Raw genomic sequence first — 18,579 nt, forward strand, 5'->3', positions numbered from 1 at the left:
CTCGGCGTCCCAGACCTGACCCTTGGTCCGTGTCTAGCACCGCTGTTGAGAAGCCTTCCTTCCTCCGCTCCCAGATCGGCGGGCTGCCGCGGCCCTTCTGGGCCCTGTGGAGCGGCACCCTCGTCAACCGCCTGGGCACCCTGGTCATGCCGTTCACCGGCGTGTACCTGACTCACTCCCGCGGCATGTCGGTGACCGCCGTGGGCCTGGTCATGGGCGTCTACGGCGCGGGCTCGCTGCTGTCGCAGATCCTCGCCGGCGTGCTCACCGACCGGATCGGGCGCCGGGTCACGCTGGCGGGCGGCATGCTGGCCACCGCCGCCACCATGCTGGCGCTCGGTTACAGCACCTCGCTGCCGGCGATCGTCGCCTCCATGTTCGTGCTCGGGCTGGTGATCGACATCTACCGGCCGGCGTCCAGCGCCCTGGTGGCCGACCTGGTGTCGCCGTCGGAGCGGGCCCGCGCGTACGGGCTGCTGTTCTGGGCGATCAACCTGGGTTACGCGGTCGGCATGACGGCCGGCGGGTGGCTGGCCAGCGTCGGGTTCGCCTGGTTGTTCTGGATCGACGCGGCCTCGTGCCTGGTCTTCGCCGCGCTGGTGTGGCGGGCGGTGCCCGAGACCCGGCCGCCGGCGCGCGAGTCGTCCGGGGGGTTCGGCGTCGTGCTGCGCGACCGGCTGATGGTGGCCTTCACGCTGGTCGTGCTCGGCAACGCGCTGGTCTACCTGCAGACCGTGACCATGCTGCCGGTCGCGATGACGTCGGTGGTGAAGCTGACGCCGGGGCAGTTCGGCCTGGCCATGGCGCTGAACGGGGTGCTGATCGTCGTCGTGCAGCCGCTGGTGTCCGGCTGGCTCGGGCGCAGGGACCCCTCCCGCACGTTCGCGCTCGGGCTGGCGGTCATGGGGGCCGGGTTCGCGCTGACGGCCTTCGTCACCACGACGTTCTGGCTGGCCGTCACGATCGGGGTGTGGACCGTCGGCGAGATCATCACCGCGGGCATCGCCGGGACGATCGTGGCCGCGCTGGCCCCCGAGCACCTGCGGGGGCGGTACTCGGGGCTGTTCGGCTTCGCCTGGTCGCTGGCCTCGGTGCTGGCGCCGCTGATGGGCGGCCCGCTGCTCGCGGCCGGGCCGAAGACGTTGTGGTTCGCCGTGGGCGGCGTCGCGCTGGTCTCGGCGGCCGGCATGCTGGCCCTCGGCCCGGCGATCCGCCGGCGCTGACGCCGGCCTGAGGTTCTGGGCGGCGTTTCAACGGAATCCGCCGCCGTTGAGAGAATTTTGATCGGATGTTGGCTTCGTCCCGATAATTTCCTGCCGATCACGGAAGGAAATGGTGGGATGCGCCACGCAGTCTGGGCGCGCCGGGTGGTGACGAGGCTGGCCACGCCCCGCGTCGCGATCGGGATCGCCACGTTCGCCGTCGTGCTGGAGCTTGCCGACATCTGGGTGACCGCCCAGTTGCCGCCGTCGCCGTCCACGCCGCTGCCGTTCGCGCCGGAGGACATGGCGGGCACGGCCTTCCCGGTCTTCGGCGCGATCCTCGTGCACAGCAGGCCGCGGCTGGTCATCGGCTGGCTGCTGTGCCTGGGCGGGGCGAGCGCGGCGGCCAACATCCTGTCGGCCAACCTCTACCAGCTGCTCGACGGACGGCCGGGGCCGCGCTGGCCGGTCGTCAACCTGACCTGGAACGTCTGCGAGCTGACCCTCGGCGTCCTGCTGCCCCTGCTGTACCCGGTGGGCAGGCTGCTGTCGCGGCGCTGGCGGGCGGTGATCGCGCTGGCCGTGGCCGGGCAGGCGCTGGACTGGGCCGGGTTGCTGACCGGCCGGCCGGAGCTGCGCGAGGCCGGGCACGGCACGCTCTCGGCGAGCATGGTGCTGGCCTTCGCCTCGCTGGTCGTGCGCTTCCGGCGCGGCGACGCGGTCGAGCGGCGGCAGCTCCTGTGGCTGCTGGTGGCCCTGCCGGGCCTGCTGGTGCCCTGGATGCTCGGCGCGGACGTCTGGTGGGTGGCCTCGCTGGCCATCCCGCTGATCCCGGCGGCCATCGCCGTGGCGGTGCTGCGCTACCGGCTGTTCGGCATCGACACGCTGATCAGCAGGGCGCTGGTGGGCACCGGCCTGGCCATCGTGATCACCCTCGTGTACGTGGCGGTCAGCGCGGCGCTCAGCCTGTTCCTGTCGGAGGTGGACCGGATCGCCGGGATCCCGGCGGCCCTGTTCGCCGGGGCGTTCTTCCAGCCGATGCGCCGCGGCCTGCAACGCGGCGTGGACCGCCTGCTGTACGGCAGCACCGGCGTCCCCGGCACGCTGGCCCGGCGGCTGCGGCACCGGCTGCAGCACACCGACCCGGTGCACGGCCTGCTGGCCACGCTCGACGTGCTGCGCGATGGCCTGTCGGTGACCGGCGTGGCGGTCGAGGCCGACGGCGCGGTCACCACGTCCGGCGTGGTGGGCGCGGCGGCCAGGACGGTGCCGCTGGTGTGGCACGGCGAGCCGGTCGGGCTGCTGCTGATCGGGCCGACGGACCGGCGCAGGTTCCCCGCGGCCCACGACGAGCGGGTGATCGCCACGATCACGCCGTACATCGCCGACGCCGCGCACGCCGTACGGCTGACGGCGGCGTTGCAGCGCTCGCGCGAGCGCATCCTGACCGCGCGGGAGGAGGAACGGCGGCGGCTGCGCCGCGACCTGCACGACGGGCTCGGCCAGTCGCTGACCGGCATGGCCATGTCGATCAACGCCGCCCGGCTGACCATGCACAGCGCCCCCGAGCAGGCCGACCGGCTGCTGGCCGGGCTGCGCGCCGGCATGGACGCCGTGACCGGCGACATCCGCCAGCTCGTCTACGGCCTGCGCCCGCCCGCCCTGGACGAGCTGGGCCTGGCCGGCGCGATCGAGGAGCTGGCCGGGACGCCGATCGAGACGTCGGGCGAGCTGACCGGCCTGCCCGCCGCGGTCGAGGTCGCGGCCTACCGCATCGTGCAGGAGGCGCTCACCAACGCCCGCAAGCACGCCAGTGCCTCGCGGATCACGGTGGCGCTGCGCCGCGACGACCGGCTGCGCGTCACGGTCCGCGACGACGGGATCGGCCTGCCGCCGGACGCGCGGCCCGGCGTCGGGCTGGGCTCGATGCGCGAACGGGCCGCCGAGCTCGGCGGCACCTGCGCCGTACGAACAGGACCAGGAGGTGGCACGGTTGTCCACGCCGAACTTCCCCTGTGACAATTCGCCATATCCCCGGACGTGTTCTCCCTCTACGCTTACCCCTGACATGCTGACATTCACCGCACTGGGACCGTTCCACGCCTGGAGCGACGGCGTCCCCCTCGACCTCGGCGGCCAGCGGCAGCGGGCGGTGCTCGCCCGTCTGCTCGTGGCGGGCGGCCGGGCCGTGCCCGTGCACACCCTCATCGACGAGCTGTGGCCGGGCGATCCGCCCGCGCAGGCCCTGTCCACCATCCAGGGCTACGTCTCCCGGTTGCGGCGCGCGCTGGAGCCCGGCCGCGCGCCGCGCGAGGAGGCCGAGGTGCTGGTCTCGGCCGCGCCCGGCTACGCGCTGCGGGCCACGCCCGAGCAGGTGGACTCGTGGCGGTTCGAGGGCCTGGTGAAGACCGAGGGGCCGCCGCCGCAGGTGTGGGCGGCCATGGAGAGCGCGCTCGGGTTGTGGCGCGGGCCGGCGCTGGCCGAGTTCGCCGAGCTGACCTGGGCGGCGACCGAGGCGGGCCGGCTGGAGGAGCTGCGGCTGATCGCGGTCGAGCGGCGCGCCGACGCCGGTCTCGCGCTCGGCCGGGCCACCTCCCTGGTGGCCGACCTGGAGGCGCACGCCTCGGCCCATCCGCTGCGCGAGGAGGCGTGGCGGCTGCTGGCCCTCGCGCTGTACCGGATGGGCCGCCAGGGCGACGCGCTGGCCGCGCTGCGCCGGGCCCGCGCGGTGTGGCGGGACGAGCTGGGGCTCGACCTGTCGGCCGGGCTGCGCCGGCTGGAGGCCGACATGCTGGCCCAGCGGCTGGAGGAGCCGCCGCCCGTGCCGTCCGCCCCGTCTCCCGTGCCGTCTCCCGCGCCGTCGCCCGTGCCGGCCGCGGCCGCCGACGAGCGGGTGCTGCGCGTGCTGGTGGCCGACGACCAGGCGCTCGTACGGGCGGGGCTGCGCGCCATGCTCGACAGCGAGGACGGCGTCGTGCTGGCCGGCGAGGCCGCCAACGGTGAGGAGGCCATCGCGGGGGTGCGCGCGCACCGGCCGGACGTCGTGCTGCTGGACATCCAGATGCCGCACCTGGACGGCCTGGCCGCCGCCCGCCGGATCCTGGCCGGGGAACGCCCGCCCAAGGTCGTCATGATGACGACGTTCGGCAGCGACGAGAACCTGTACGCGGCGCTGCGCGCGGGCGTGAGCGGCTTCGTGCTGAAGACCTCGGCCCCCGAGCAGTTCCTGGCCGCCATCAGGGCGGCCGCCGTCGGGGACGCGCTCATCGACCCGGCGGTCACCACCCGGCTGATCTCGGCGTTCGCCGGCCGCACCGACCCGGCCTCGCCGCCGGCGCTGGCCGGGCTCTCCGACGCCCGGCTCGACGTGCTCAAACTCGTCGCGCGCGGGCTGACGAACCGGCAGATCGGCCAGACGCTCGCACTGCCCGAGGAGGAGGTGGCGGCGCTGGTGAAGTCGCTGCTGGACCACCTGGGGCTGTTCGACCGGGCGCAGCTGGTGATGGCGGCCTACGAGTCCGGATTGGTCACTCCTGGCGACATGGGACACTTTTCGTCGCTTTGACGATAAAAATCGGGTCGTACTAGGCTAATGACGTGGCACAACTGCGCATAGCCCTGGCACAGACGAATCCGACCGTCGGCGACCTGGCCGCCAACGCCGAGCGGCTGGTCGCGTGGACCCGTGACGCCGCCGAGCGGGGCGCTCACCTCGTCGTCTTCACCGAGATGTTCCTCACCGGCTATCCCGTCGAGGACCTGGTGCTGCGCACGTCCTTCGTGGACGCCAGCGTCAGGACCCTGGAGGAGGTGGCGCGCAGGCTCGACCGCGAGGGACTGGGCGACCTCCCCGTGGTCGTCGGCTACGTCGACCGCGCCGGCCTGGCCCCCCGCGTGGGGCAGCCCAAGGGCGCGCCGCTGGACGCGGCCGCGCTGCTGCACAAGGGCGAGGTCGTCACCCGCACGGCCAAGCACCACCTGCCCAACTACGGCGTGTTCGACGAGTACCGCTACTTCGTGCGCGGCGACCGGTTGCCGATCTTCCGGTTGCACGGCGTGGACGTGGCGATCGCGGTCTGCGAGGACCTCTGGCAGGAGGGCGGGCCGGTGTCCGTCGTCGGCCAGGCGGGCGCCGGGCTGCTGGTGGTGCCGAACGCCTCGCCGTACGAGAAGGAGAAGGACGACGTACGGCTGGAGCTGTGCGCCCGCAGGGCGCGCGAGGCCGGCTGCGCGCTCGCCTACGTCAACCAGGTCGGCGGCCAGGACGAGCTGGTCTTCGACGGCGACTCGATCGTCGTCGACGGCTCGGGCGAGCTGGTCGCGCGGGCCGGCCAGTTCCGCGAGGAGCTGCTGGTCGTGGACCTCGACCTGCCGGTCTCCGACGCCGAGCCCGGGACGTTCCCCTGCGACGCCCTCGACGGCACCACGATCACCGTGGAGCGCCGGGTGCTCTCGCAGGAGCCCGTGGCGCCCTACCCGGCGGCGCCCGCCCCCGTCGCCGAACGGCTCGACCTGCACGCCGAGGTGTACTCGGCCCTGGTGCTCGCGGTACGCGACTACGTGGCCAAGAACGGCTTCCAGTCGGTCATCCTGGGCCTGTCGGGCGGCATCGACTCGGCCCTGACGGCGGCCATCGCCTCCGACGCGATCGGCCCGTCGCGGGTGCACGTCGTGCTCATGCCCTCGCGCTACTCCTCCGACCACTCGCTGGCCGACGCCGAGGACCTGGTGGCCAGGCAGGGCATCAACTCCAGGATCGCGCCGATCGCAGAGATCGTCACGGCCTTCGAGAAGGAGATCGAGCTGTCCGGCCTGGCCGCGGAGAACCTCCAGGCCAGGGTGCGCGGCATGATCCTCATGGGCCTGTCGAACGAGCACGGCCACCTGGTGCTGACCACCGGGAACAAAAGCGAGCTGGCGACCGGCTACTCCACCCTCTACGGCGACTCGGCCGGCGGCTTCGCCCCGATCAAGGACGTGCCGAAGACGATGGTGTGGGAGCTGTCCAAGTGGCGCAACGCGCACACCTGCGAGGGCTTCCTGATGGACGTCGAGCAGCCGATCCCGGAGAACTCGATCACCAAGGAGCCCAGCGCCGAGCTCCGTCCCGACCAGCGCGACACCGACTCGCTGCCGCCGTACGAGGTGCTGGACCGGCTGCTGGACGACTACGTGGAGAAGGACATGGGCTCGCAGGAGCTCATCGCGGCCGGGCACGACCCGGCGCTGGTCACGCGGGTGATCAGGCTGGTGGACCTGGCGGAGTACAAGCGCCGCCAGTACCCGCCGGGGCCCAAGATCACGCCGAAGAACTTCGGGCGCGACCGCCGTCTGCCCATCACCAACCGGTGGCGCGAGACGACGACCTGACCCCATCGCCCGTCCACCCGCAAGAAGAGCGGCAGGCCCGCCCGCCCCTCCGCTCCGGAGGGGCGGGCGGATTGTCGGTCGTGGATGGCAGGGTGGGGCCGTGGCACAACCGCTCAAAGACCTGATCAACGCCCGGTCCGTCTCGGTGCTGGCCGACGGCATGGCCGCCGTGTGGCCGTCGTTCCCGCGCGCCCGGTTCACCGAACGCGCCCTGGCCGGGCTCGGCCCGCTGGAGCTGAAGGGCCGCGTCAGGCACGTCTCCACGGCCCTCCACGACGCCCTGCCGCTGCCCTATCCGCGGGCCGCCGAGCTGGTGCGGGCCTGCGCCGCGCGCGGGGAGCTCGACCTGTGGAGCGGCTGGCCGCTCACCGACCACACCGCCGTCCACGGGCTCGGCCACCTGGAGGCGGCGATGGCCACGCTGGCGGCGCTCACGCCGTACTCGACGGGCGAGTTCGCCGTGCGCCCCTACCTCGACCACCACCGCGACGACGCCCTCAAGATCATGTACGGCTGGGCCGAGTCCCCCGACGAGCACCTGCGCCGCCTGGCCTCCGAAGGCTCCCGGCCGCGCCTGCCGTGGGCTCCGCGGGTCGGCTGGCTGATGGCGCCCGGCCCCACCCTGCCCCTGCTCGACCTGCTGCGCGACGACCCGAGCGAATACGTCCGCCGCTCGGTCGCCAACCACGTCAACGACCTGGCCAAGGACCACCCCGACGCGGCGCTCGCCGTGCTGGCCCGCTGGCGGGCGGGTGGCGGCTCGCACGTCGAGCGGGTCGTCCGCCACGCGGTGCGCGGGCTGCTGCGGTCGGGGCATCCCGAGGCGCTCGTGCTGCTGGGCGCCACGCCGGGCAGCGGCTCGGCGCGGGCGCTCACCCTGGAGTCCGACACGGTCGCGGTCGGCGACAGCCTGACCTTCAGCGTCACGGTCACGGCGGGCGCGCCAGGCCCGCTGGTGGTCAAGTACGCCGTCCGCCGGGCGGGCTCGCGCCGCGTCTTCCACCTGGGCGAACGGTCGGCCACCGCCGAGGGGGCGGAGTTCACGCTGCGCAAGAGCCATTCCTTCCGCCCGGTCACCACCCGCAACGAGCCGCCCGGCCCGCGCGAGCTCGACGTCATCGTCAACGGCCGCGTGGCGGCCACCGCGCCCTTCACCCTGACCGGCGCCCCCGGCCCGGCGGCTCAGACGGCTCAGGGCACGGCGCGACAGTAGGGCACAGGCCACCCCGGAACGACGAACGGAGGCCGTCCCGAGGGACGCGCCTCCGTGCGGGGTGAGGGAGATTCAGGGCTCGGCGCGGTCTCCGGCCAGCCCGAGCAGGACCATGTCGACCACCCGTTCGGCCAGGTCGGCCGGGAGGTCGCCGGCCGGACCCCACTTCGACTGCCACATCATCGTGCCGGAGAACAGGGCCATCGCCAGGTCGACGTCGAGGCCGGGCCGCAGCTCGCCGGTGGCGACGCCGCGCTCGACCACCGAGCGCAGCGCCTCCCTGCGCGGCTCGACGGCCCGCTTCACGAAGCGCTCCATCAGCCGGGGATAACGATCGGCCTCGCTCATCGCGATGTTCATCACGCACCGGGTGCGGGCCTGGCCCGCCTCCCTGCGCATCGCGTCCAGCAGGACGATCAGGTCGTCGCGCACGGAGAGGCCGGACAGCGGCGGGAGCGGCGCCTTCAGCGTGGACAGGGCGTCGACGACCAGGTCCTCCTTGTTGGACCAGCGCCGGTAGATCGTGGTCTTGCCGACGCCCGCCCGCGACGCGATGGCCTCGATCGACAGCTCCGACACCCCCATGCCCTCACCGATCAGGTCGAGGGTCGCGTCGATGATCGCCTTCTCGGCCTTCTCGCTGCGCGGACGGCCCGCCGGGCGGGCAGTCCCTGAATCCTGGATCGTCATCGCGGCCTCACACTACCGCTGGTTCCTTCTGTTCCGCCTGCTGGACCGGGCGCGCCTTGCCCGGCATCCACTTGGCCACCACCGCGACGCCCACCAGGCCGATCACGGCCGACACCATCGCCGTGACGTGCATGCCGTCGACGAAGGCGGTGAAGGCGGGCTTGATCAGCGCATGGCCGCGCTCGCCGAGCGTTCCGGCGAACTGCAGCGTCTGCATGATCGACTCACCGGCGGTGTGCGGGGCGCCGGCGGGGAGCGCCGAGGCGATCTCGCCGCGGTAGCTGCTGGACAGGACGGAGCCGAGCACGGCCACGCCGAGCGCGCCGGCGACCTGGCGGACGGTGTTGCTCATGGCCGAGCCCACACCGGCCTTCTCCCTGGGCAGCGCCTCCATGATGGCGGTGGTCGCGGGCGGCATGATGTTCGCCATCGCCGCGCCCTGGACGAAGAAGATGATCTCGATCAGCACCACGGGCGTGTCGACGTCCATCAGCGCGTAGCTGCCCAGCGCCGCGGTCACCACGAGCATGCTGACCGTGGCCGACAGCTTGGCGCCGAAGAGCTGGTTCACCCGCTGGCTGAGCGGCGCGAAGATGAGCTGCGCGGCGGCGAACGGGATCATCAGGGCCCCCGCCTGGATCGGGCTGAAGCCCAGCACGATCTGCAGGTAGAAGGTCAGGAAGAACATCCCGCCCATCATCGCGAAGAAGACCAGGCCCATCATGCCGATGGCCGAGCTGAACCGTACGTTGCTGAAGTTGCGCACGTCGAACACCGGGTTGTCGATGCGCCGCTCCCACCACACGAACACGCCCAGCACGAGCAGGCCGGCCACCGTCGGGACGATCACCTCGGCGTTCGCCAGGGTGCCCAGGTCGCCGCCGCGGATGATGCCGTAGACCAGCGCGACCAGACCGATGATCGACAGCAGCACGCCCACCGGGTCGAGCTTGGACGGCTTCGGGTCACGCGACTCGGGCACGAAGGCGGCGATGAGGAACATGCTGATCACCACGATCGGCACGTTGATCAGGAAGACCGAGCCCCACCAGAAGTGCTCGATGAGCAGGCCGCCGGTGATCGGGCCGATCGCCACCGCGAGCCCCACGCCGCCGGCCCAGACGCCGATCGCCTTGCCACGCTCGCCGGGCGGGAACACGTTGGAGATGATCGCCAGCGTGGCCGGCATGATCGCCGCGCCGCCGATGCCCATCGCCGCCCTGGCGAGGATCAGCTGCATCGGGTCCTGGGAGTAGGCGCTGGCCAGCGAGGCCAGGCCGAACAGCGCCATGCCGATGAACAACATGCGCTTGCGGCCCGTGCGGTCGCCGATCACGCCGAAGGTGAACAGCAGCCCGGCGAAGACCAGCGTGTAGGAGTTGATCGCCCACTCCAGCTGGCCCTGCGTCGCGCCCAAGCCGGCATGGGGGTCGGCGATGGTCTTCATCGCCACGTTGAGAATCGTGTTGTCCAGCACGACCGCCAGGAGGCTGAACACCAGCACTCCCAGGATGCCCCACCTGCGTGGATGCCCCGCGTTCTGATCCATGAGAACGTCCTTAATTTCGATACGACCAAGTTTCGCAACGACACCGTATCGCAAGGTATTCCGATACGCAACGGTCCCGTTTCGTAACTTTCCTCTGACGGGCGGAGTGCGCACGGGGAAACAACGGGGAAACCCCGTTCACCCCGGCGCAGGGCGTCACAACCACCCCCGCACAGGCCGTCACGAAGCCTGCGGGCACCGCTGACACACCCGCCGGCCCGACGGCCGGCAGGCTGGAACCCCCCGGATCAGCTCTTGGCCGCCGCCGGAGGCTGGACGTGCTCCTCGGCCTCGACCGGCGTGCCCGCGACCGGTGTGCCCGCGACCGGCGGACGCCGCCGCCACAGCGGCAGCGCGACCGCCACCATGACCACCCCGACCAGCCCCGCCACCACGAACGCCCACGTCGGCCCGCTGCCGTCGATGATCGCCCCGGCGATCGGCGAGGACGCGGCCCCGCCGATGAGCAGGGCCGTGCCGTGCAGGCCCATCGCCTCGCCCCTGGCCGCGGCGGGCACCCAGCGGCTGAGCACGTCGACGGTGGAGGACAGCGCCGGGGCGCACAGCAGACCGGCGGGCAGCATCGCCAGGATCAGCCACCGCCAGTCGGCGCCGGCCAGGCCCACGGGGATGGTCAGCAGGCCCATGCCCGCGATGAGCACCAGGGGCGAGAATCCGCGCGACAGCCCGCCGTAGACGAAGCCCCCGACCAGCGAGTAGAGGCACCAGATCGCCACGGCGAGGCCGACCCACTGCGTCTCGCCCGCGGTGTTGATGGTGGCCACCAGCCCGAGCTCGGTCGCGGTGAGGATGAACGTGGCCGCCGCCGTGGTACCGAGCAGCGCGACGAAGCCCGGCGTGAGCCACTGCCGCCGCGGCACCTTCACCACCGGCTCCTCCAGCTCGACGGCCGACCGGGTGGGCGGGTTGAACACGATCAGGCCGAGGCCCGCGGCCGTGATGCCGACGCCGATGAGGACCAGCGTCGTCGTGCTGCCCAGCGTGGTGATGCCGGCCGCGGCGAGCGCGGGACCGGTCATGTACGACAGCTCGACCAGCATCGAGTCGAGCGTGAACCCGGTGCGCCGCTGCTCCGGCGGCACCAGCGCGGCCAGCGACTGCCTGGTCACGCTGAACACCGGCAGGTTGAGCAGGCCCGCCAGGGCCGCCATGACGGCGAGGGCGGGCAGCGGCAGCGCCCACGCGCACGACCAGAACACCGCCTGGGCCAGGGTGGTGACGACGAGCACGGGACGCACCCCGTGGCGGTCGACCATCCGGCCCGACAACGGCGAGCCGACGGCCATGCCGACCGTGCTGGCCATCGTCACCACGCCGGCCTCGACGTAGCCCAGGCGCAGCCCGAAGACCACATGGAGGGTGAGCGCCATTCCCATGGCGGTGGCCGGGACGCGCGCGAGCATCCCCACCAGGAGCAGAGTGCGGACGCCGGGCAGCCGGAAGAGCCTGCGGTATTGGTCGAGAGCCATGGTGTGTCGTTTACCTCCGCGTCGATTGTGTCAAGAGGCACCGACAGTTTCGCCACCGGATTTCCCGCATGACATCATCGAAGGAGTCCGGGGACGTCACTGGGACGCCTCGAGACGTTTCTGGAGGGAGTTCCATGTCTTCCACCACGTCTTCCACCACGCTGTACGGCGGCGCGTCAGGGCGCCGGATCACCGTCCGCGACCTCGCGGCGGCCAAGGAGCGCGGAGAGCGGTGGCCCATGGTCACCGCCTACGACGCGATGACGGCCCGGGTGTTCGACCAGGCGGGCGTGCCCGTGCTGCTGGTCGGCGACTCCGCGGCCATGGTCGTCTACGGCTTCGACTCCACCCTCCCGGTCACCCTCGACCACCTCGTCCCGCTCACCGCGGCCGTGGTGCGGGGGTCGTCGCGGGCGCTCGTCGTGGCCGACCTGCCGTTCGGGTCGTACCAGGGGTCGCCGCAGCAGGCGCTGGAGTCGGCGGCCAGGTTCATGAAGGAGGCGGGCGCGCACGCGGTCAAGCTGGAGGGCGGCCGGCGGGTGCTGCCGCAGGTCGAGGCGCTGGTGTCGGCGGGCGTGCCGGTCATGGCCCACCTCGGGCTCACGCCGCAGTCGGTCAACGCGCTCGGCGGCTACCGGGTGCAGGGGCGCGGGCAGTCGGGCGACGAGCTGATGGCCGACGCCAAGGACCTGGAGCGGGCCGGGGCGTTCGCGGTGGTGCTGGAGTGCGTGCCGGCCGACCTGGCGCACCGGGTGACCACGTCGTTGTCGGTCCCGACGGTCGGCATCGGGGCGGGGCCGTCCACGGACGCGCAGGTCCTGGTGTGGCAGGACCTGATGGGGCTGACGCCGCGCCCGGCCAAGTTCGTCAAGCGCTACTTCGACCTGGCCTCGGAGATGGACCGCGCGGTGCGGGCCTTCGCCGACGAGGTGACCTCGGGGGCCTTCCCGGCCCCCGAGCACACCTACAGCTGACCGCGCGCGCCGTCCCGCACCGCGAAGAAGCCCCGGGTGCCGTCCCGCGCCCCGCGCATCTGGGACGCGCTCACCCCGCCGCGCCGTAGAGCGTGGCGGGGTCGGTGTTGGAGCCGCACACCACGACGGCCACCCGCTCCCCCGCCGCGGGCCGGTAGGCCCCCGACAGCAGCGCCGCGTACGCCGCCGCGCCCGCGGGCTCGGCCACCAGCCGGTGCCGCTCCCACAACGTCCGCCGGGCCGCGACGATCGCGTCGTCGTCCACCAGGACGCTGTCCACGCCGGCCCCCGACAGCACCTCGAAAGCCAGCCCGCCGAGCTGCGTGGCGCCGAGCGCGTCGGCCGCCACGCCGCCCACCGGCACCGGCACCGGACGGCCCGCGCGCAGCGCCTCGTGCAGCGTGGGGATGGCGTACGGCTCCACCGCCACGATCCGCGGCGCGGCTCCCCCGGCGCGGGCGCCCAGGGTGATCCCCCCGGCGAGCCCGCCGCCGCCCACGGCCACCACCACCGTGTCCACGCCCCCGGTCTGCTGCATGATCTCCAGCCCGGTCGTGCCCTGCCCGGCCAGCACCTCGGCCTGGTCGTAGGCGTGCACGGCCAGCGCGCCGGTCTCGGCGGCGCGCTTGGCGGCGGCCTCCGCGGCCTCGGAGTAGATCGCCCCGATCTGGGTGGTGTGCGCGCCGAGCGCCTTGAGCCCGGCCACCTTGACCGGGTTCGTCACCTCCGGCACGAAGATCTCGGCCCGCACGCCCAGCGCCCTGGCGGCGTAGGCAACGGCCAGCCCGTGGTTGCCGCCGCTGGCCGCGATGACCCCGGCGGCGGGCAGCGAGCCGGCCGACAGGATGCGGTTGAACGCCCCCCGCACCTTGAAGGAGCCCGAGTGCTGCAGCAGCTCCAGTTTCAGTGACAGGCCCGGCGAGATCTCCAGGACGGGCGTGCGCAGCACGTGCCCTTCGATCCGGCCGGCCGCGTCGAGGACGTCCTGGTGAGTGACGGTGGTCACGGCTCTCCTTCGGTCGTGCGCCCGCAATGGGCGGGTATGAGCCGACGTTATCCGAGCGCCTGGGCCAGGTCCGCCCACAGGTCCTCGGGATGCTCGACGCCCACGGCCACGCGCACCATGCCCTCGCTCACGCCGTGCCTGGCCAGGTCCTCGGGGCCGAGGAAACGGTGTGAGGTGGTGGCGGGCTGCATGACGCGGGTCTCGACGCCGCCGAGCGAGGGGGCGATGCGCGCCAGCCGTACGGACCGCATGAACGCCTCCCCCGCCGCCCGCCCGCCGGCCAGCTCGAAGGAGAACACGCCGCCGAAGGCCGGCAGCAGCTTGGCGGCCAGTTCGTACGACGGATGCGCGGGCAGCCCCGGCCAGTGGACGGCCGTCACGGCGGGGTGCTCGGCGATCCGGCGGGCCAGGAGGTCGGCGTTGGCGCAGTGGCGTTCCATGCGCAGCGGCAGCGTCTGGATCCCGCGCAGCGTCAGCCAGGCCGTGAAGGGCGCGGCCGCGGCCCCCAGTTCGGTGGCGAAGTGCCAGACCTTTCCGTACAGGTCGGGGTCGGCGAAGACGGCGATGCCGCCGATCACGTCACCGTGCCCGGACAGGTACTTGGTGGCGGAGTGCACGACGACGTCGGCGCCGTGCTCAAGGGGACGGCAGAGCACCGGCGTGGCGAAGGTGTTGTCCACCACCGACAGGACGCCCAGCTCGCGGGCCGTGGCGCACATCGCGGGCAGGTCGGCGACCAGCCCCATCGGGTTGCTGATGGTCTCCAGGTAGACCAGCCGCGTCTCGGGCCGGACGGCGGCGCGCAGCGCGGCGGGGTCGTTCTCGGGGACGTGGGTGACGGCGATGCCGAACCGGCCGGCCAGGTCGTTGAGCATGGTGGCGGTGCCGCCGTACAGGGAGCGCTGGGCGATCAGGTGGTCGCCCGGCTTGAGCAGGGCGAGCAGCACGGTGTTGATCGCGCCCATGCCGGAGGCGGCGGCCAGCGCGGCGGCGCCGCCCTCCAGGCCGGACACCGCCAGCTCCAGGGCGCGCACGGTGGGGTTGGTGTCGCGGCCGTAGACGAAGGCGTCGTCGGGGCGGGTCATCGCCACGCCCATCAGCTCGGGGTCGTCGAAGGCGAACCCGGCGCTCTGGTAGATGGGCATGCCGATCGGCCGGCTGCCCTCGACCGGGGGCTGCGGCAGATGGACGGCACGCGTCTCAGGGCGAAAATCACTCATGTCATCGAATATCCCCTGGATTGGTGCGCGAGTGCAGAGCCAATACCGGAGAATTGGTCCATGAACAGGGCCAATCCCGATGACCTCGTCCATCTGCTGGGCCGGTGGGCCTCCGGGCGCGGGCCGCTCTACCTGCTGCTCGCCGCCCGGCTGCGGGCGCTGATCGACGACGGCGTGCTGCCGCCCGGCGAACGGCTGCCGCCCGACCGGGTGCTGGCCGACCGGCTCGCGGTCGGCCGCGGCACGGTGGTCGCCGCCTACGAGCTGCTCCAGCAGGAGGGCCGGGTGACGCGCCGCCAGGGCAGCGGCACCCGCGTCGCGCCGGGCGACCCGCCGGCCACCAGGACCGCCGACGGCGTGGCGGCCAACCCGCTGATGCTGAACCTCCTGCACGACTCCGACGGCGTGCGGCTGCTGACCTGCGCGGCGCCGGACGACCCGCCGCCGGCGCTGTTCGAGGCGTACCAGGAGGCGGGGGCGCGGGTGGCCGGCCGGCGCGATCTGGGCTACCACCCGGCGGGCGACCCCGCGCTCCGGGAGGCGCTGGCGGGCTACTACGCCGCGCGCGGCCTGCCCACCACGGCCGACCAGATCATGGTGACGACGGGCGCGCAGCAGGCGCTCACGCTGCTGGCCGGCCTGCTGGTGGCGCCGGGCGACACCGTGCTGACCGAGGCGCCGACGTACCCGGGGGCGCTGGAGGTGTTCCGGCACGCGGCGGCCGTCGTCAAGCCCGTCGACCTGGGCGACGCGGGCGGCGACCAGACGCTGCGCGCGATGCGCGAGCGGCCGGCGCTGGTCTACAGCGTGCCCACCGCGCGCAACCCCGACGGCGCGGTCATGGACGACCCGGGCCGCAGGCGGCTGGCCGCCCTGGCCGCCGCGCACGACGTGCCGCTGGTCGACGACGAGGTCTGCGCCGAACTGTGCTTCTCCGGCGGGACGCCGGCGCCGGTGGCGGCCTTCGGCGGGGGCGAGCGGGTGGTCACCGTCGGCTCGCTGAGCAAGCTGGTGTGGGGCGGGCTGCGGGTGGGCTGGATCCGCGCGGCCGCCCCGCTGGTCTCGCGGCTGGCCAGGCTGCGGGCCGTGCACGATCTCGGCGGCGAGGTCTTCAGCCAGCTCGCCGCCGTCGCGCTGCTGCGCCGCCTCAGCGAGGTGCGCGAGTCCCGCGTACGCGCCCTGCGCCGGCGGCACGACCACCTGTGCGCCGAGCTGCGGGCGCGCCTGCCGTCCTGGACGTTCGAGCCGGCCCAGGGCGGCCAGACCGTCTGGGTGCGCCTGCCGCGCGGCGACGCCGGCTCCTTCGCCCAGGTGGCGCTCCGGCACGGCGTCGCGGTGCCGCCGGGCGGCTCCTTCGACCCGCTGGGCGGCCACGCCGGCCACCTGCGCCTGCACTTCCTGTTCCCCGAGGAGGAGCTGTCGCGGGCGGTGTGCGACCTCGCGGCGGCCTGGGCGGCCTACGACGGCGCCGGGAAACCCGTCTCCCGGCACGCCCTCGTCGTCTGACAGGGTGGGGGCCATGGAAACGACCTTCGTGCTGGTGCACAGCCCTTCCGTCGGGCCCTCGACGTGGGCTCCGGTGGCCGAGTCGCTGGCGCGGCGCGGCCGGGCGGCCGTCGTCCCCGACCTGACCGGCGTGTCCGCCGGCGGGGCGCCGTACTGGCCGCGCGTGGTCGCGGCGGTGCGCGCGGCCGTGCACTCCGACGGGCCGCTCGTGCTGGTGGCGCACAGCAACGCCGGGTTCTTCGTGCCGGTGATCAAGGAGGGGCTGGGCGACCGGGTGGTGGCGTGCGTGTTCGCCGACGCGCACGTGCCGCCGTCCCAGGGGCTGGTCAGGACGGCCGAGGAGGGCTTCCTGCCGTTCCTGCGCGGCCTGGCGGGCCCCGACGGCGTGCTGCCGCGCTGGACCGACTGGTGGGACGAGGAGGACATCGTGGCCATGCTCCCCGACCCCGCCCAGCGGCTGCTGGTCACCGGCGAGCAGCCGCGGCTGCCCCTCGACTACTACACGCAGCCCGTCCCGGTGCCCGCGGGCTGGGACGCGGTCAGGTGCTCGTGCCTGTGGTTCGGGCCGCCGTACGAGGAGGTGGCCCGCGACGCGGCCGGGCGCGGCTGGCCGGTGACCCGGCTGCCCGGCCTCCACCTGCACCAGGTGATCGACCCCGAGGGGGTCACGGACGCGCTGCTGAAGCTGTCCAGGAAGTCGTGAATTCTTCACTGTCGGCCCCCTGACCCGTCCGGCCATAGTCGGACACATGATCGAGGTGACCGAGCTCAGGAAGAACCACGGGACATTCGCGGCGGTCAGGGGCGTCTCGTTCCGGGTGGGCGAGGGCGAGATCTTCGCCCTCCTCGGCCGGAACGGCGCGGGCAAGACCACCACGGTCGAGGTGCTGGCCGGCTTCCAGCGCCCGGACGGCGGCGCCGTCCGGGTCGCCGGCCTCGACCCCTGGTCCGACCGCGCGGCCGTACGGCAGCGCGTCGGCATCATGCTCCAGGAGGCCGGCTTCTTCCCCGACCTGACGGTCGCCCAAACGGTCGAGGTCTGGCGCGACTTCACCCCCGCGCCGCGCCCGGCCGGGGAGGCGCTCGACCTGGCCGGCCTGACGGACAAGGCCGGGACCAGGGTCCGCCAGCTCTCCGGCGGCGAGAAACGCCGGCTCGACCTGGCGCTCGCCCTGCTCGGCCGCCCTGACGTGCTGTTCCTCGACGAGCCCACGACCGGCATGGACCCCGAGGCCCGCGCGAACACCTGGGAGGTCGTCTCCGGCCTGGCCGCGCGCGGCACCACGATCCTGCTCACCACCCACTACCTGGAGGAGGCCCAGCGGCTGGCCTCGTCCATGGCGATCATGGACAGGGGCGAGATCGTCGCGGCCGGCGGGATGGCCGAGACGCTGGCCGCGCGGGGCGGACGGGTGACCTTCCGGCTGCCCGCCGGGGTCGCCGCGGACGACCTGCCGCTGCCGGTCACGGTGGACGGCGGCACCGCCGTCTGCCGGGCCGAGGACCCCGACCTGGCCGCGCAGACGCTGCTGACCTGGGCGGCCGGCCGCGGGCTGCGGCTGACCGGCCTGGAGGTCCGCGCGGCCACCCTCGAAGACCTCTTCCTCGACCTGCCCAGGAGCGCCCGATGAGCCTGACCGCCACCTACCGTCTCGGCACCCGCCTGTTCTGGCGCGACCGGGCCATGCTGGCCGCCTCGGTGATCACCCCGGTCGGGCTGACCGTCGGCATGCCGGCGCTGATGCGGCACGTCACCGGCGGCGGCGTGCCGTTCGCGACGGCGGTGTTCCACAGCTCGCTGGCGATCGTGCTGGCGCTCACCGCGTTCATGAACATCGCGGTCGCGCTGACCAACCGGCGCGACCAGCTCGTGCTCAAGCGGCTGCGGGCCGGGCTGCTGACCGACGCGCAGATCCTGGCCGGCCAGGTGGCCAGCACGGCCACGCAGACCTTCCTGGTGATCGTGCTGTGCGCGGTGGCCGTGCGGTTCGCCGCCGGGGTGCCGCTGCCGGACGACCCGCTGCTGTTCGCCGCCATGACCGCCGCGGGCTCGGCCGTCATGGCGCTGCTGGGGGCGGCCTACACGGCGGCGATCCCGCGGAGCGAGCTGGCCGGGGCGTTCGCCATGCCGGTGTTCCTGGTCGCCGCCGTGTCGGCGGGCGCGATGGGGCCGATCCCGCTGCCCTCGTGGCTGAGCCCGGTGCTGGACCTGCTGCCCACCTCGGCCGTGGTGCACGCGGTGAAGACCGGGGAGGCGCTCGTGCCGGCGCTGGTCCTGGCCGGTTGGGCGGTGGTGGGCGGGGTGGCGATCCGGCTGTGGTTCCGCTGGGAACCGCGCCGGTCCTGAGTCGGACATAAT

The 18,579-nt window shown here is 73.5% G+C and carries 15 protein-coding genes; 10 read left to right on the plus strand and 5 right to left on the minus strand.

Translation table 11 applies throughout. The features are described 5' to 3' along the window. Positions 1 to 29: 29 nt before the first annotated feature. The 5 genes from AB0J76_RS26825 to AB0J76_RS26845 all read left to right on the plus strand — a co-directional run bounded on the left by AB0J76_RS26825 (position 30) and on the right by AB0J76_RS26845 (position 7,785). The gene (locus AB0J76_RS26825; RefSeq protein WP_352328051.1) at positions 30 to 1,223 is read left to right on the plus strand and encodes an MFS transporter; all 1,194 of its coding nucleotides are present in this window, start codon (positions 30 to 32) and stop codon (positions 1,221 to 1,223) included. A 117-nt stretch (positions 1,224 to 1,340) separates the two neighbouring features. Beyond that, positions 1,341 to 3,221: a sensor histidine kinase gene (locus tag AB0J76_RS26830; protein ID WP_352328052.1), complete on the plus strand. Its 1,881-nt coding sequence runs from the start codon at positions 1,341 to 1,343 to the stop codon at positions 3,219 to 3,221. A 49-nt stretch (positions 3,222 to 3,270) separates the two neighbouring features. Beyond that, complete coding sequence (locus AB0J76_RS26835; RefSeq protein ID WP_364390744.1) at positions 3,271 to 4,767, plus strand: BTAD domain-containing putative transcriptional regulator; 1,497 nt, start codon at positions 3,271 to 3,273, stop codon at positions 4,765 to 4,767. Positions 4,768 to 4,799: 32 nt separating this feature from the next. After that, positions 4,800 to 6,572: an NAD+ synthase gene (locus AB0J76_RS26840; protein ID WP_364390746.1), complete on the plus strand. Its 1,773-nt coding sequence runs from the start codon at positions 4,800 to 4,802 to the stop codon at positions 6,570 to 6,572. Between the two features lie 100 nt (positions 6,573 to 6,672). After that, positions 6,673 to 7,785 carry a DNA alkylation repair protein gene (locus tag AB0J76_RS26845; protein ID WP_352327867.1) on the plus strand — a complete coding sequence of 371 codons (1,113 nt, stop codon included), beginning with the start codon at positions 6,673 to 6,675 and terminating at the stop codon, positions 7,783 to 7,785. A gap of 72 nt (positions 7,786 to 7,857) precedes the next feature. Here AB0J76_RS26845 and AB0J76_RS26850 read toward each other — a convergent pair whose 3' ends face one another. The 3 genes from AB0J76_RS26850 to AB0J76_RS26860 all read right to left on the minus strand — a co-directional run bounded on the left by AB0J76_RS26850 (position 7,858) and on the right by AB0J76_RS26860 (position 11,514). After that, the gene (locus AB0J76_RS26850) at positions 7,858 to 8,475 is read right to left on the minus strand and encodes a TetR/AcrR family transcriptional regulator (protein WP_352327866.1); all 618 of its coding nucleotides are present in this window, start codon (positions 8,473 to 8,475) and stop codon (positions 7,858 to 7,860) included. 7 nt (positions 8,476 to 8,482) lie between these two features. Beyond that, positions 8,483 to 10,024 (minus strand): MFS transporter, encoded by a 1,542-nt coding sequence (locus tag AB0J76_RS26855; protein WP_352327865.1) that lies wholly within the window; start codon positions 10,022 to 10,024, stop codon positions 8,483 to 8,485. A 248-nt stretch (positions 10,025 to 10,272) separates the two neighbouring features. Further along, positions 10,273 to 11,514: an MFS transporter gene (locus tag AB0J76_RS26860; protein WP_352327864.1), complete on the minus strand. Its 1,242-nt coding sequence runs from the start codon at positions 11,512 to 11,514 to the stop codon at positions 10,273 to 10,275. 134 nt (positions 11,515 to 11,648) lie between these two features. Here AB0J76_RS26860 and panB point away from each other — a divergent pair, with 134 nt between their 5' ends. Then, a complete protein-coding gene (panB, locus tag AB0J76_RS26865) occupies positions 11,649 to 12,488 on the plus strand; it encodes a 3-methyl-2-oxobutanoate hydroxymethyltransferase (RefSeq protein WP_352327863.1) in 840 nt (279 codons plus the stop codon). A gap of 70 nt (positions 12,489 to 12,558) precedes the next feature. Here the strand turns inward: panB and AB0J76_RS26870 are convergent, their stop codons facing one another. Then, positions 12,559 to 13,494 (minus strand): serine/threonine dehydratase, encoded by a 936-nt coding sequence (locus tag AB0J76_RS26870; protein WP_352327862.1) that lies wholly within the window; start codon positions 13,492 to 13,494, stop codon positions 12,559 to 12,561. A 47-nt stretch (positions 13,495 to 13,541) separates the two neighbouring features. Then, a complete protein-coding gene (locus AB0J76_RS26875) occupies positions 13,542 to 14,714 on the minus strand; it encodes an aminotransferase class I/II-fold pyridoxal phosphate-dependent enzyme (protein WP_352327861.1) in 1,173 nt (390 codons plus the stop codon). Between the two features lie 60 nt (positions 14,715 to 14,774). On the opposite strand from AB0J76_RS26875, the gene AB0J76_RS26880 reads away from it, so the two are divergent. The 4 genes from AB0J76_RS26880 to AB0J76_RS26895 are packed head-to-tail and all read left to right on the plus strand — an operon-like array spanning position 14,775 to position 18,567. Beyond that, positions 14,775 to 16,220 (plus strand): PLP-dependent aminotransferase family protein, encoded by a 1,446-nt coding sequence (locus AB0J76_RS26880; protein ID WP_352327860.1) that lies wholly within the window; start codon positions 14,775 to 14,777, stop codon positions 16,218 to 16,220. A gap of 13 nt (positions 16,221 to 16,233) precedes the next feature. Beyond that, entirely contained in the window at positions 16,234 to 16,923 is a 690-nt protein-coding gene (locus AB0J76_RS26885) for an alpha/beta hydrolase (RefSeq protein WP_352327859.1), read from the plus strand. Positions 16,924 to 16,969: 46 nt separating this feature from the next. Beyond that, complete coding sequence (locus AB0J76_RS26890; protein ID WP_364390750.1) at positions 16,970 to 17,851, plus strand: ABC transporter ATP-binding protein; 882 nt, start codon at positions 16,970 to 16,972, stop codon at positions 17,849 to 17,851. Then, positions 17,848 to 18,567 (plus strand): ABC transporter permease, encoded by a 720-nt coding sequence (locus tag AB0J76_RS26895; protein WP_352323857.1) that lies wholly within the window; start codon positions 17,848 to 17,850, stop codon positions 18,565 to 18,567. Before AB0J76_RS26890 ends, AB0J76_RS26895 begins: the two co-directional genes overlap by 4 nt. The last annotated feature ends 12 nt before the right edge of the window (positions 18,568 to 18,579 follow it).

The sequence above is a fragment of the Nonomuraea sp. NPDC049624 genome (assembly GCF_040675255.1).
Taxonomy (GTDB): Bacteria; Actinomycetota; Actinomycetes; order Streptosporangiales; family Streptosporangiaceae; genus Nonomuraea.